The organism is Paraburkholderia tuberum STM678 (assembly GCF_902833905.1).
GTDB classification, from domain to species: Bacteria; Pseudomonadota; Gammaproteobacteria; order Burkholderiales; family Burkholderiaceae; genus Paraburkholderia; species Paraburkholderia tuberum.
This window is the reverse complement of record NZ_CADFGP010000104.1, coordinates 1-13413: the sequence shown is the minus strand read 5'-3', so window position 1 is coordinate 13413 and position 13413 is coordinate 1. Positions and strand designations below refer to the sequence as shown.

11 protein-coding genes and 2 pseudogenes are annotated in these 13413 nt (G+C 57.7%); 4 read left to right on the top strand and 9 right to left on the bottom strand.

The genetic code is table 11. The features are described 5' to 3' along the window. On the bottom strand, positions 1 to 452 hold a 452-nt coding region (locus HWY30_RS38920), incomplete at its 3' end, for a carbamoyltransferase N-terminal domain-containing protein (protein WP_279613338.1). 141 nt (positions 453 to 593) lie between these two features. Between HWY30_RS38920 and HWY30_RS38915 the strand changes: the two genes are divergently transcribed. Beyond that, the gene (locus HWY30_RS38915) at positions 594 to 1859 is read left to right on the top strand and encodes an IS256 family transposase (RefSeq protein ID WP_090812720.1); all 1266 of its coding nucleotides are present in this window, start codon (positions 594 to 596) and stop codon (positions 1857 to 1859) included. A gap of 311 nt (positions 1860 to 2170) precedes the next feature. On the opposite strand, the gene HWY30_RS38910 is transcribed toward HWY30_RS38915, so the two are convergent. Continuing rightward, complete coding sequence (locus tag HWY30_RS38910) at positions 2171 to 3205, bottom strand: IS110 family RNA-guided transposase (protein WP_090812447.1); 1035 nt, start codon at positions 3203 to 3205, stop codon at positions 2171 to 2173. A gap of 696 nt (positions 3206 to 3901) precedes the next feature. On the opposite strand from HWY30_RS38910, the gene HWY30_RS38900 reads away from it, so the two are divergent. Beyond that, positions 3902 to 4849, top strand: coding sequence for a LysR family transcriptional regulator (locus HWY30_RS38900; RefSeq protein WP_090812719.1), 948 nt, complete (start codon positions 3902 to 3904; stop codon positions 4847 to 4849). Here HWY30_RS38900 and HWY30_RS38895 read toward each other — a convergent pair. Continuing rightward, entirely contained in the window at positions 4846 to 5085 is a 240-nt protein-coding gene (locus tag HWY30_RS38895; RefSeq protein WP_143037369.1) for a hypothetical protein, read from the bottom strand. The genes HWY30_RS38900 and HWY30_RS38895 overlap by 4 nt on opposite strands. A gap of 896 nt (positions 5086 to 5981) precedes the next feature. Between HWY30_RS38895 and HWY30_RS38890 the strand changes: the two genes are divergently transcribed. Together HWY30_RS38890 and HWY30_RS38885 are read left to right on the top strand one after the other, a co-directional pair. After that, positions 5982 to 6287, top strand: coding sequence for a ParB N-terminal domain-containing protein (locus HWY30_RS38890; protein WP_244145185.1), 306 nt, complete (start codon positions 5982 to 5984; stop codon positions 6285 to 6287). Between the two features lie 623 nt (positions 6288 to 6910). Further along, positions 6911 to 8404 (top strand): PLP-dependent cysteine synthase family protein, encoded by a 1494-nt coding sequence (locus HWY30_RS38885; RefSeq protein WP_244145184.1) that lies wholly within the window; start codon positions 6911 to 6913, stop codon positions 8402 to 8404. Positions 8405 to 8656: 252 nt separating this feature from the next. Here HWY30_RS38885 and HWY30_RS38880 read toward each other — a convergent pair whose 3' ends face one another. The 6 genes and pseudogenes from HWY30_RS38880 to HWY30_RS43230 form a co-directional block, all read right to left on the bottom strand. After that, positions 8657 to 9547: a MerR family transcriptional regulator gene (locus HWY30_RS38880; RefSeq protein WP_176079031.1), complete on the bottom strand. Its 891-nt coding sequence runs from the start codon at positions 9545 to 9547 to the stop codon at positions 8657 to 8659. A gap of 104 nt (positions 9548 to 9651) precedes the next feature. Next, positions 9652 to 9894 (bottom strand): annotated as a pseudogene (locus tag HWY30_RS38875) (transposase domain-containing protein); the annotation flags it as partial. Positions 9895 to 9981: 87 nt separating this feature from the next. Next, positions 9982 to 10977 (bottom strand): tyrosine-type recombinase/integrase, encoded by a 996-nt coding sequence (locus HWY30_RS38870; RefSeq protein WP_090812717.1) that lies wholly within the window; start codon positions 10975 to 10977, stop codon positions 9982 to 9984. After that, a complete protein-coding gene (locus tag HWY30_RS38865) occupies positions 10974 to 11921 on the bottom strand; it encodes a tyrosine-type recombinase/integrase (RefSeq protein WP_090812716.1) in 948 nt (315 codons plus the stop codon). The genes HWY30_RS38870 and HWY30_RS38865 overlap by 4 nt, the downstream gene beginning before the upstream one ends. Further along, on the bottom strand, positions 11918 to 13168 hold the full coding sequence (locus HWY30_RS38860) for a tyrosine-type recombinase/integrase (RefSeq protein ID WP_090812715.1): 1251 nt from the start codon (positions 13166 to 13168) through the stop codon (positions 11918 to 11920). The genes HWY30_RS38865 and HWY30_RS38860 overlap by 4 nt, the downstream gene beginning before the upstream one ends. Before the next feature lie 140 nt (positions 13169 to 13308). Beyond that, positions 13309 to 13413, bottom strand: a pseudogene (locus HWY30_RS43230) (IS66 family transposase); the annotation flags it as partial.

Genomic DNA, 13413 nt, shown 5'->3' with positions numbered 1-13413 from the left:
GCGAAAGTCGCGAGTTGCGTAATTTCGGTTCCAGATCCGAGCGCCAAGAGCCCCGAGAGGAAATCACCGCCGCCATCGACCGCGAGGATCAGACGTTGCTCGAATCCAGACATCGCAAACGCGCTCACGGCATGCGCCAGATGGTGACTCACGAATGAGACTCGCGAAGGATCGACCTCGGTACCGAATTCCCGCATTAGTAAGTTACGCAGAAACAGCTTGGCATCCACCGGAATGGAGATGTTCGGCTGGGACAGGAACAGGCGTTCGAGCATAACGTTGCAATAGGCCTCGGTAGCGTAAAACGCGATGTGGTCGATATCGCTGAGCTGAATCCCTGCGGATGCGAGGCAGTATTGAATTGAACTGCTCGGGAACTTGTTAGAGTGCTTGATCCGGTTGAGGCGCTCCTCTTCGACGGCCGCTATTACGCGTCCGTCCCGGACAAGCACCGCAGCGCCGTCGTGCAGAAATGGAGCTAAAGTCGAAAGTGGTGTACGGGGGAGTTGAGGCGGAGGATTGAAAGCGGTGGAGGTTTCAGCTGAGAATCTGATTGTCGAAGTCGGAAACCAGCAAACAACAAACCATCCACCATGAGCAAGTTTACGGAAAAAGAAGTCGTTGGTCTATCGGAAGTCGGTCTTGGCCTGGACGATCTCGTGCGCCAGGGCGCGCGGCAGGTGATCCAGCAAGCAATTGAAGCGGAACTGTCGGCGCTGCTGGAGCGATTCGAGAACATCAAGACCTTGCACGGCCAGCGTGCCGTGGTGCGCAACGGCTATCTGCCGGAGCGCGAGGTGTTGACCGCGGCCGGTCCGATTCCGGTGAAGGTGCCGAAGGTTCGCGATCGCTCAGGCTCAGGCGTGAAGTTCAATTCATCGATCGTGCCGCCGTATGTGCGGAAATCGCCGCGCGTGAGTGCGGCGCTGCCGTGGCTGTATCTGAAAGGCATTTCGACCGGCGACATGAGCGAGGCGCTGAGTGTGCTGCTGGGCGAGGACGCCAAAGGCCTGTCGGCGAACGTGGTAAGTCGTCTGAAGGCGCAATGGGCCGATGAGCATGTCAACTGGAGCCGACGTGATCTGTCGAAGTCGCGCTACGTGTACTGGTGGGTCGATGGCATTCACACCGGGCTGCGCAGCGAGAACTCGGATGGTCAATGCCTGCTGGTGATCATCGGCGTGAGGCCGGATGGGCGCAAGGAGCGTGTGGCGATCGGCGACGGGTATCGCGAGTCGAAGGCGTCGTGGCAGGAACTGCTGCTCGATCTGAAATCGCGTGGCCTGCAGGCCGGTCCGTTGCTCGCAGTCGGCGACGGTGCAATGGGTTTCTGGGCCGCACTGGAGCAGGTGTTTCCCGCCACGCGCGGCCAGCGCTGCTGGTTCCACAAGATGGGCAACGTCCTGAACGCGCTGCCGAAGTCACAGCAAGGCAAAGCCAAAGCAGATCTGCAGGCAATCTGGATGGCCGCCACGCGCACCGACGCGTACGCCGCGTTTGATCGTTTCGTGACGGTCTACGCGGCGAAATATCCGAAGGCAACAGAGACGTTGAAGAAGGACCGGGAGAGCCTGCTGGCGTTTTACGACTTCCCGGCCGAGCACTGGCAGCATTTGCGCACGACGAATGCGATTGAGTCGACGTTCGCGACCGTGCGCCACCGGACTACTCGTACGCGCAACTGCGTGTCGCGACCGACCTTCCTCGGTCTGGCATTCAAGCTGATCGAGGAAGCCGAGAAAACCTGGCGCCGCATCAACGGCCCTGAACAGATCCAGCTGTTGCTGGAAGGCATTGCCTTCAAGGACGGCGAACCGGTGCAAGACGATCAACCCGGTCAGCAGAAACTCGCCGCTTGAAGTCGAACGCTATCAAGCCGCCCATACATGCATGGACGCCCCCGGCTTGCCAAGCTCTCATTTGTAACGGATTGAAGGTAACGATTGCAGCCATGCATCCGGACTTCAATGGCCGGCGTAGGCCGGCGGTCCCTGATGGAATGTGCTGGTCGGTCTCTCAACAGTCTTGCGTGCCAAGAAGCACAGTGGTGTAGCCAGAGTTTCCCGACCACGGTCTTACCTGTCTCGCCATCACGTCATGATCGCCTGTGCAATCGGTGGTTTGCGTCTTGCTCCAGTCAGTTGCTTGTGTCAGTGTTTGCCCGACCTGATTACGCGACCGCAATCGCGGGCGTGTAATCAGGTCGGAACTCTCGCCCGTGGGCGAGCAGCGCCCATATGATCCGCGCGTTCTTGTTCGCGAGCGCGACAGCGGCGACGTTCGCGTTTCGTCGCTGCAGCAATTCATGTAACCAGCCATCCTTTTGCTGCTTACGCACTGCAGATTGCATCACGGAACGCGCGCCGTGGATGAGCAGCGTTCGTAGATACGTGTCACCGCGCTTGCTGATTCCGAGCAGCACATTCTTGCCGCCGCTCGAGTTCTGTCTGGGCACCAGACCCAGCCAAGCCGCAAGCTGCCGTGCACTTCTGAAGCTTTTTGCGTCGCCGATTGACGCAACGAGCGCGCTGGCGGTAAGCGGTCCTATACCAGGCACGCTCGCGAGCCTGCAGCTCGTTTCGTCGCTTCGGTGCCAGGCCTGGATCTGTGCCTCGAGCTCCCGGACCTGCCGGTCAAGTTCCTTGAGATGGTCCATGAGGCGCTGAATGAGCAGTCGGAAGGAACCGATCAACTCGTTGCCTGCATCTTCGATCAGCTCGGGCACCCGCCGAACGAGATGCGCGATTCCCTGGGGAACGACGATCCCGAACTCGCCGAGCAGACCGCGGATCTGGTTGGCCTGGGCTGTGCGGGCCCGCACGAAACCCTGGCGCACGCGGTGCAGTGATAACACCGACTGCTGCTCAATGTTCTTGACCGGCACGAAGCGCATGTTGGGGCGTGCAACGGCCTCGCAGATCGCCTCGGCATCGGCCGCGTCGTTCTTGTTCGTCTTGACGTACGGCTTGACGAACTGCGGCGCGATCAGTCGTACCGTGTGGCCCATGGCTTGCAGCTTGCGGGCCCAGTAGTGCGCGCTGGCGCACGCCTCCATTCCAATCAGGCAGGCCGGTAGGTTGGCGAAGAAGGCCGTAATCTGATTTCGTCTGAGCACCTTTTTCAGCACGGTTCGGCCATGCTCATTTACACCATGGACGGCAAAAACACTCTTCGCCAGATCGATGCCAACTGTCGTAATCTTCATGATAGGCGCTCCCCTCGTTCAGGTGGTGGCTTTGACACTTCCACTTTGGCACATCGATGCCGTTTCGGGTGGGGGCGTCCATTCCATTACTCTTGACGTTAGCTCGCAGAAATGTGTTCGGCAGTTCAAGTGAATGTTTATGAACTTTGTCTAGCCCGCCGCTCACTCCTAAGCACAGCATGTTTCTCTCCTTCATCGTGGTAGGAAGGCCCTACAGGCAAGACTCGAACCCCTACCACATAAGTAAGGTAGGGTATCGCTTGACGCTGCGAACACCGGTCAGACGTCACCAGCCCCAAAGAATCTCGCGTAGGGTCCGTCTGCAAAATGGCGCCGCAATTCATGAAAATTCTGTACCGTTTGGTCCAGGGGGCGCGTTTCTTGGCTCTGAAGGATGGCGCGACCAGAAAGCTGAAGCGCTGGAACCCCGAGGAAATCCCCAATCGTTGCCAAACATGCGGCGGGTTCGCGAGGAGGGCTCCCGATGCATGTGATTGATCGACAACTGCTGCAACGTCATTTCCTCGGCTTTGCTCAGTTTTACGACACACTTCATTCACTATCCCGGCACCATGAAGGCGCCAGCAAGTTGCGAAATTGAAGTGGATCTACCAGGAACACTGTCCTCCATGCCGTACAATTCGCAAAATCGATTGTTTTGATGGAAGACATCTACATTATGGATAACTTGGGATCATGCGTTTCAAGGGCCTCGATCTAAATCTCCTCGTCGCGCTCGATGCTTTGATGACCGAGCGTAATCTGACCGCGGCGGCACGCAGCATCAACCTGAGCCAGCCGGCCATGAGCGCGGCCGTCGCCCGGCTACGCGCCTATTTTTGCGACGAACTATTTACGATGAGGGGCCGGGAATTTGTCCCAACGCCACGTGCAGAAGGGCTCGCTGCTCCAATCCGCGAGGCTCTGGTGCACATCCAGCTCTCCGTTATTTCCCGGGACGTCTTCAACCCAGCCAAATCGGATCGCCGCTTCAGGATCATCCTTTCCGATTTCATGACAGTCGTATTTTTTCGAAAGATCGTGGAGCGTATTGCACGGGAAGCTCCCGCCGTCAGCTTCGAGTTGCTGCCACTTGCCGATGACCCCGATGAGGTTCTCCGGCGCGGCGAAGCCGATTTTCTTATCTTGCCGGAATTGTTCATGTCGAGCACGCACCCTAAAGCGAAGCTGTTCGAGGAGACGCTCGTGTGCGTAGGCTGCCGCGCGAACAAGCAGCTATCAGGGCAGCTCACGTTCGAGAGATATATGTCGATGGGGCACGTTGTGGTCAAGTTCGGGCGCGCGCGGCAGCCCTCCATCGAGGAATGGTTTTTGCTTGAGCACGGTCTCAAGAGACGGGACGAGGTCATCGTGCCGAGCTTTAGCATGATCCCGCCTATGCTATTAAACACTGACCGTATAGGGACGATGCCCTTGAGGCTGGTCAAGTATTTCGAAAAGGCGATGCCTCTGCGGATCGTCGAACTTCCGCTGCCACGTCCCGCATTCACCGAGGCCGTCCAATGGTCTGCCCTTCACAACAGTGATCCGGCAAGCAATTGGATGCTGGAGATAATATTGCAGGAGGCGTCACGCATGGTTCCTCCGCGTGAGACCACGCGAAGACCAATCCACCCAAGTTAGAAAATGGCATTTTTCTGCAAGGTTTTTGCGGCATGGATTTGTGGGGTTTCGAGGGTTTTGTGGCGATATAACGAATATCGCCACACCAGGCTTGATTCGGCGCGGTGACGGCAAACGCCTGATCGAGCAGGTTCGGCGCGACCGGCAAGCCGTGTCAATTTGGTTGTCGCCTGAATGGCGCCGCGGTGATGGACGACGCTGCAACTGCGCGATCGCTGGGTGCTGAAGATCATCATTAATGAAGTCTATCGCTCCCAGTACGCGTGCGGTGCGCCACGGGGACTGTCGCCGGTCGAGGCTAGCGGCCGTTATGTGATACAGGTTTCTCGGACGGTTGCGACCAAGTAACCTACTATCGGACAGTTCGACCGCCGTGCGTAACAGAGCTCGGAGCAAGCGAAACGTTCGAACCCCATAGGACGGTGGCAAAGCATAGAAACCACACCACAATGCATCAAACCAATCTCCTCTTCAAAGTCCCGTAAAGCAACTCCTGCGATATCCAATGGCTTGCCCGTTTCCGTATTCTGCGGGGCGACGTACGCCCTTGCTTTGGGCGCGCCGCGACGCTTTAAGACGTGAATCGGCCGCATCTCGCACGGACGAGAGTCGGTGACCGGTCGCCACGGCACGCTTCAGTAAGTTGAGAGCAGCAAGAGGCGCGCCATGTACCGAACGGCTAGCAGGAAACCCAAGCTGGGCTCGGTAACGTCGCAAATGCGACGAAGCAGACGGAGGACGTGGCGGTTGTCCGACAATCATCCCGACAAGGCTTCCGATCAACCTGGATGGCGATGCCGTTTCGCGCCACAGATATATACCGTATGTATGAGCGGATGTGCCGCGTGCCCCAAACGGACGCGAGCCGCTTACGGAGTGCACCGGTCGAATACTGCCATCCATGCGACTCCATAGCGGTACCGGCCCAACGCTGCAACAGCGATGCTGATTATCAGGTTTCTTAGTATGGCACGATACATGCGGCCGTTTATCCGAGAACACATTACTAACCGAGGTGAAGCCATTGTCGTCCGCAAAATTAATTTCTAGTTACACCGTAGTCAAAGTGCCTGTGACGCAACTTCGACCAAGCGAGAACATTAATCCCGGCCGTGCTAGCACGCTAACCAAAATGATCGCCGAAAGCGGGCGGTGGACCGAGCCCATTCTGGTCGAACACCGCCATCTTGTTGTCATGGATGGCCATCATCGCCATTTTTGCGCCAAGGCACTAAGCCTATCGTATATTCCGTGCATCCTGCTTTCCTACGATGATCCAAATTTGGACGTGACCTACTGGTCCGATCCTACGCCCGTTGCTGTCGACCAAATCATCCAGGCTGGCCTCTCCGGGAATCTGATGAGCTTCAAGACCACTCGACACAGGTTAAAGATCACACTGCCAAGCTGCTCAATCGAGCTAGATGACCTGAAATGAGGGACCACCCATGATCCAAGAATACTTTGTCGACAGACCGGAACCCCTATTCAGCAAGTGGATGCGCGATTTGCTGAACGGCCAATCCGAACCAAGGCTTGGGTCGACGGGTTCCAACCGCCGTTGCGTATCGTATATCCAGACCAACCCACCAAAAACTACCTCCAATAGCGGAACGAATTGCGCGCAAGCTAAAGGAACAGTCACGTCCAGTTTGCGCCTAAGGCATGCAAGTCCAATTCGTTCCTGCGAGCAGCCGCAGTGGCTGGCACCGGAGCTGACGCCTCTTCGACCGAGGGAGATGATTTCGGCCGTTGTGAACTTGACTTCCGCGGAACGTATGTCAATGACCGGTCCTGCAAAGTCCAATTATCAAAATAGTCTCCGCATATGTCATAAAGTGACGATTCACGTCGACCGCATCGGAGATGCTAAACGCATTCCCGTATTGACCGGCAAGGTTGGAACTGCCCGTTCCTTTGAATCCGTCCCGAAGGCGAACCAAGCTCGCGGTTTGGAATGTCCGCGGATTAACGGCCTGACGCCCGGTGGCATCGACATCGGCGAGGGATGCCAGATGTGCTTGTTCATGAACTCGGGACGGAGCGAAACACCCAGCTGCAGTGACCCAAACCGCGCATACCGAGTCGTCAGATCAAAGCTTTCTGCAGTACCACCTGCTCGCGGTCCTACTGCAGCCAGGACGACCACTTCTCGACCCGTGTGTGATCTGTGCCTTCGATGTGACCGACGTCGGGAATCTTGGAGGCAGTCGATTCGCAGAGGTTCTTGATGGCATGGTTCGGAAACTTGGTTTGGTGGCGGTTTCGTGCCTGCTCCGGTTGTTCTGCGGCGAAGAAGCGAGCGGTGCCGCCATAAGACGCATCATTTTCTTGCCGGACGCAGTTGTCTGGAATCCGACGTCACTCCGTGGCGCGGGCTGGCAATCTGGGGTGGCGTTGCCCCGAGCGATCTCGTCAGCTTCACGACACCGCCGACTATCAATGGATTCGAATAAAAATTCGTTTCACCAGATTCTCGTACTAAAAAAGCATAACCGCTTTCCGGCATCCGGTCGGATGGCATTTCGTAGCCAACAAAAACTTCCTCAAAGGGAGGATAAACAGATGATCGTTAATAGCATCCTTGATACTATCGGAAACACGCCGCTGCTGTTCATCTCTTTACGCGGCGGTGAGATCGATCTCTATCTCAAGCTGGAAATGTTTAACCCAACTGGCTCTATGAAGGACCGCATGGCGCTAAGCATGATCAACAGCCGCCCAAATGAGGCCGTTGTTGACATTGTCGAATCCTCATCAGGAAATACGGCGAGTGCGTTGGCCATGATCTCAGCGGTACGCGGAATCAACTTCACCGCATTGATGGACTCCCATGCTAGCCCCGATAAGATCCTTACCGTGCGTGCATTGGGCAGCAACGTCCGGACGGTTGGCAGTGGCGATGGTGCCCTAGCCACGGACGTACGTGACCGAGAAGCTATGCGAATGTCGGCGGAAGAGGACGCCTACTGGACTGAACAACACAACAATCCGGCTAACTCTGCCGGTTACGTCGGGCTAGCCGCTGAATTGCTCAACGATCTCGGCCCAACAATTTCGCATCTTGTGTGCGCTATCGGTACCGGTGGGTCGCTTTGCGGTACTGCGCGTCACCTGAGGCGGCATATTCCTAGCATCCAAGTAATTGGTGTTGAACCAGCTGGAAGTGTCATTTTTGGCGGTCAGGGTGCGCAATACCACCAGTCGGGCACTGGCACGCCTGAAGGCGCGGAAGTGGGCGTGGTGATTGACTACAACGTAATAGATTCGGGTCGAAAAGTGAGAGACGACATGGCTTTCTCGATTTGCCATCATTTGGCCCAGCGGCATGGCTTACTGGTCGGCGGATCGACCGGGGGGGCGATCTACGAGGCGCTTAGCGTGGCTCGCGAAGCACCGATAGGATCGCGCATCGTAACACTAGCGTGCGACAGTGGCACCAAGTACTTGGACACTATTTTCAATCAGGATTGGCTGTCAACTCACGATATTCAAATAATCGACGTTGAGGAGCACTTTGCAGATCTTTTCGCGGACGCGCCATCTTCACCGTAGTCCTAAACTGCAGTAGACTAGACTAAATCTGACAGTGGTCGGTTTCTCGTGCTGTTGCGCGTGGGCGCGGAGGACGCAGTCCCGAAGCGGCGACGCGCGCGGCGAACTGCAAGGATTCCACCATGACTCAGGAATAGAAAGTCATCAGCGCCAAGGTTGGCATGCTCGAACTGGCGTGGCAACTGGGCAATGTCAGTCAGGCATGCCGGGTACCTGAACTGGTACAAGCGCGTTTCATACTGCCCAACCTCGCTATGGTGTTGATAAATCTAGAGAGCCCTGTTGTGTCGTTGGTATTGTGGGGTGTCCGCGCCGTGCGCGAGCCCGCCCGACGAGTTCCGTAACTGCGTCCCCGGTCAGCGAAGCGCGATTGAAGATCCACGGCCCGTTGGGTAACGGATGTTCGGCTGGGATCTTGTTGCGCTCGACTGCAAGCCTGAGCGTTCCGGGGCTCACACCGATGAACGCCGATGCCTCGGTCAACGTCATCCATCCTTCAGCGGCACGCCGCTCGCTCGAATAGACAGGGATCTGATGGTGGCTGCGCAACGCGGTGACTCGCTCCTGGGTCCAGAAGTTACCCCGGCCGGTTCGCAGGTCATTGCGATTGAGCACGCCGGCAATCACCAGATCCGGACAGATACGGACGAGCTGGCGCACGGCATCAATTGCTTCGCGTGACGTATGCGTGGTGTTCTCTCCGCGACGCCGCCGCGGCACGCGAATCTCGGTATGTACTCCGCCCTTCCAGTGGATGACGAGCACGATTTCGCTCGTTGCGTTATCAACGTCGACGACGACTTCGTGGATCAGGGTGCGCACAATGCGCTTCTTCAGGCGGGCGTCGGCCTGCGGCCAGATCGATTCCAACGCAGCGGCAAGATCGGTAAACTCCTCTGGCTGGGTAGGCGGTATCTGGCCGGATGTGCGCGACTGTTGCTCGATACGCGATTCCAGCTCCTCCACGCGCAGTAGCGCATCATTCCAGCGCCGCTCCAGTTCGTCGGCGACAAGCCGGTTCTCGGGGTCAGCAGCGTCATACTGTTTCTGCGCGAGTTGCGCGGCGTAACGTGCCGCCTGAAGGTCCCGCTGCAATGCGGCCAACACTTCGTCCCGCTTCAGGGTCTCTTCTTCGCGCGCCACGATTGCTGCCTCAATTGCCGCCGGTTGAACGACCGTACGCGATCCATTGACGACACCCCTCAGAGTAAGGGCGCGGTTCTCATGAGATGTGGTACAGGGCTCAGTCAGCGGAGATCGATGGGCATCTTCCAGGGCAAGAGCGCGTCGTAGTCGTCGACGGTCTGTGCCAGCGGGAGACGCTGTAACAGCCAGGTGAGATAGCGATACGGATCAATGCTGTTCGCCTTGCAGGTTTCGACCAGTGAGTAGAGATTGGCGCTCGCGTTTGCGCCATCGACGGTGTCAGCAAACAACCAGCCGCGGCGTCCCAGGCAGAACGGGCGAATGGAATTTTCGCAAGGGTTATGCCGCCGGCCGAATTATGCCGCGCGCACTGCATTGCCTCACGGCAGATGCCGGAGGTGCTCGGATCGAACGCTTGGCGAGCGGCATAATCAAAGCCCTTCGAGGAATGCAAGCAATGAGTCCGGCGGCCGATATCGACCGGGAACTTGCCCGGATTGCGACACATGGGACAGAGCACGTTCCTTGAGTTCCATGTCAGCATGCAGGTAGATCTGGGTTGACTCGGTAGATTCGTGGCCGAGCCATAGCGCGATGACACTCAGGTCCACACCTCGCCTTAGCAATGTCATTGCAGCGGCGTGGCGTAGCGTGTGTGGCGTGACGTTCTTTAGCTTCAGCGAAGGACAGATCTGCTCTGCGGTCGCGACATGACGCGCAACGAGCCGTTGAAGAGCGTCGGCGCTGAGGCGGTTACCGGTCAGAGCGGGAAACAGTGGATCATCAGGGGCACCGTGTTGCTCTTCGGACCATTCCTTGAGAATTGCGACGACGTCTGGACGTAAAGGCGTGCAGCGTGCCTTGCGACCCTTTCCCATGCAGCGAACATGGGCGCCGACTCGCAATTGCAGGTCCCGGTTTCGCAACGACGTGATTTCGCTATTGCGGAGGCCCGTCTGGACAGCAAGCAGCAGTAAGGCCCGATCGCGCCGACCGATCCAGGTGCGAACGTCAGGTGACGATATCAGCGCACTGACCTCGTCATCCGCGAGGAACTCAACGGGGTAATGTTCACAACGCTTTGCCGGCATCGCGAGGACTCGCTGGCAGTGTAATGCGAGCGCCGGCTCATTCAATGCTACGTATTGAAAGAAGGCATGAAGCGCGGAAAGACGCGTATTGCGTGTACGCGCAGTATTGCCTCGGTCACGCTCGAGATGATCGAGAAACCTCGAGAGGAAGCGGACATCAAGATTCTCGACCAGCAGCGCGGAAGGCGTTCGCTTAAACTGCTTTGAAGCAAACAAAAGCAGCAGGCGAAATGTGTCACGGTAACTTGCAATCGTGTGTGGGCTCGCACCAAGCTGGCCCAATAGCCGATCGGTAAAGAACCGTTGGAGAAGCGGGGACAACGCTGGCGTACTCATACCCGGCCTCTCGACACATGAGAACCTAGCCGCTCGGCAGCCAGGCCAAGCAGTTCCGGAACCCCTTCGACGTACCAGTAGGTGTGGCCGACGTCCACATGCCCAAGGTACGTGGCTAGCTTCGGCAGTTCCAATGTTACGTCCAAGCCACCTCTGTACCAGTCGATGAGCGTTCGTGTGGCGAAGCTGTGACGGATATCCTGTAATCTCGGACCGTGGCCGACGCGCCCATTTCCAACATCGATACGCAAGCCGACAGTACGAGAGACCTTCACGAAGGTACGGCGAACGGATGTTGCGTTAAGTCGCCTTCCGCGCTCCGAAAGGAAAAAGGCTTCGCTGCGCGTTTGCGGAGCGCATTCAACCCTTCGCTGTTGATATCGCTCAAGCGCCAGACGCGTGGATTCGGTCACCGGGACCAAGCGCGACTTGCCAAACTTGCTCTGCCGGGTTGTGAGGATACCGCTGCGCAAATCTACATCCGACCGGTCGAGAGCCCACGCTTCCCCGGGGCGCAGCCCCGTTGCCGCATAGAGCCCGATGAGCGTCGTGTACGTGGCCGCACGCAGTCCCGAAGGCGAAGACAATTCCGCTGCCGCACTCATGAGGCGGGCGATCTCGTCGTCCGAAAATATGTACGGGGGTTTGCGACGTCTTCTTCCGGCGATGAGACGTGGAGGCGGCACCTGCGTAAGTGGTTCGCTAGCGCTGAGCCAGCATGCGAACCGCCTTACCATCGTAAGCCGTCGTGCCCACGTGGCATGTTGCACACCCTGAGGTTGCATGGCCCACTGCATGGCCAGCTTTGTGGTGATGAGTCGCGCTCCCTTACGCTCCATGAAGTCGACGAAATATCCGAGCGTTTGCGCAGGCTCCTGATACTTGGTTCCAAACGCACGGCGCAGATCAACGTATTGCTTCAGTGATTCACGAAGAGTGTTCATCGCATGTCTCCCGGGACAGGCCAAGGCTTCGCCACGCCACGCAGTGCCTCGCAAGAAACCTTCGTGTAGATCGCAGTGGTGTTCTCCGTACGATGCCGCAATACCTCGGCGATTTGCGAGAGGGATGCCCCACGGCGGATCATTTGTGTCGCGAGGCTGTGCCGCAGCAAATGCGCCGCGCCGCGGCTTGTTCTCTCGATTCCCGCACGCGCAAGCGCCTGACATACTATCTGGCCGATGGCCCCCGGCCCGGCCAGTTCACCACACGGGGCTTTCTCTCTCAGAAAAACACGTCGTGATCGGCAGATGCCGCGATCCTCACGAAGGTATGCAGCCAGCGCCTCGCCAACGTCGGGGAGCAGAGGCAAGGATTGCACAGCCCGTCCTTTGCCGTGTATTGTGATCTCACCGGTTCGCCAATGGAGATCGTCAAGCTCAAGTGCCGCGACTTCTCCGGGACGCAAGCCAAGCCGTGCAAGTAAAAGCAGGACCGCGCGATCGCGGCGCCCGCTCGATGTGGGCCGATCGGTGGTCGCCAGAATTCGGTCAACCTGTTCAGGTGTAAGAAACGCGGGAATCTGTGCCTGGCGCCATCGACGTACGGTCGGAATGCAAACCGAGAGGTTACGTGCGACGTGACCGTGAATGAAAAGAAACCGGCAAAACGATCGGAGTGCTATAGCGAGCAGGCGCGAATACTCGCTTGAGTGGTTTCTGGCGCGGTCCAGAAGGAAACTTCGGATTGCAGCTGCATTGAACGAGTCCGCCGCACCGACATTGATTTCAACTGCTCGCTCGGAGAGAAATGCCCGGACAAAGGGCGAGTAGACACGAACCGAACACTCGGTCAATCCACGATCAGAGCGCAGATAGTGAGTGTAGGCTCGCAACAGTTCGTCGGCGCGCGAATCAACGTTCGCTGATATCGTTGGCGTAGCAAACTCGGTTTGCGCGCGAAGATATATGAACAGAAGCCTCAAAGTGCGCTGTATGAACGACAGCCTGTATGGTTTGGGGCGGTGCAGGCATGACGCGAACACGTCGATGTCGTGGTCGTTGAGAATAGCAATCGCGCGCTTCTCGGATCGAACCCATTGCGCGAATGCGACGATAACTCGCCGCTTCTTGCGAAGCGTGGACTGGGCGTAGTCAACCGATCGAAGGTAATCGAGATAGCGTTCGACCAAGTCGTCGAACGGATAAGCCGTCGGAGCTCCGGCGGCCACCGGGTGTGTATCTACGGACATGGGGCACCTCCTTCTCTGGCGTCAAGCCAGTTAAAGGAAAGCCCAAGAATTATGCCGCGTCAATGCTCGATCCGAGCGCACATGACATGGGTTGGGGGGCCGCGTAATTCGACCGGCGGCATAATCCCTGTCATGCCGCTAGCGGCATGACAAGGGTTGTTCGATATGGGCCAGTTGCCGTCTTCAACGTAACGGATCAGCTTCGGCCACTGCCCGTGCAGATAGGTCAGCGCCTTGCCGAGCAG

Excerpts from the sequence above, each read along its gene's own strand:
- HWY30_RS38870 (WP_090812717.1), bottom strand. The coding sequence starts at position 10,977 with ATGAGTACGCCAGCGTTGTCCCCGCTTCTCCAACGGTTCTTTACCGAT.
- HWY30_RS38890 (WP_244145185.1), top strand. The coding sequence starts at position 5,982 with ATGATCGCCGAAAGCGGGCGGTGGACCGAGCCCATTCTGGTCGAACAC.
- HWY30_RS38915 (WP_090812720.1), top strand. The coding sequence starts at position 594 with ATGAGCAAGTTTACGGAAAAAGAAGTCGTTGGTCTATCGGAAGTCGGT.
- HWY30_RS38860 (WP_090812715.1), bottom strand. The coding sequence starts at position 13,168 with ATGTCCGTAGATACACACCCGGTGGCCGCCGGAGCTCCGACGGCTTAT.
- HWY30_RS38895 (WP_143037369.1), bottom strand. The coding sequence starts at position 5,085 with ATGATGATCTTCAGCACCCAGCGATCGCGCAGTTGCAGCGTCGTCCAT.
- HWY30_RS38900 (WP_090812719.1), top strand. The coding sequence starts at position 3,902 with ATGCGTTTCAAGGGCCTCGATCTAAATCTCCTCGTCGCGCTCGATGCT.
- HWY30_RS38910 (WP_090812447.1), bottom strand. The coding sequence starts at position 3,205 with ATGAAGATTACGACAGTTGGCATCGATCTGGCGAAGAGTGTTTTTGCC.
- HWY30_RS38865 (WP_090812716.1), bottom strand. The coding sequence starts at position 11,921 with ATGAACACTCTTCGTGAATCACTGAAGCAATACGTTGATCTGCGCCGT.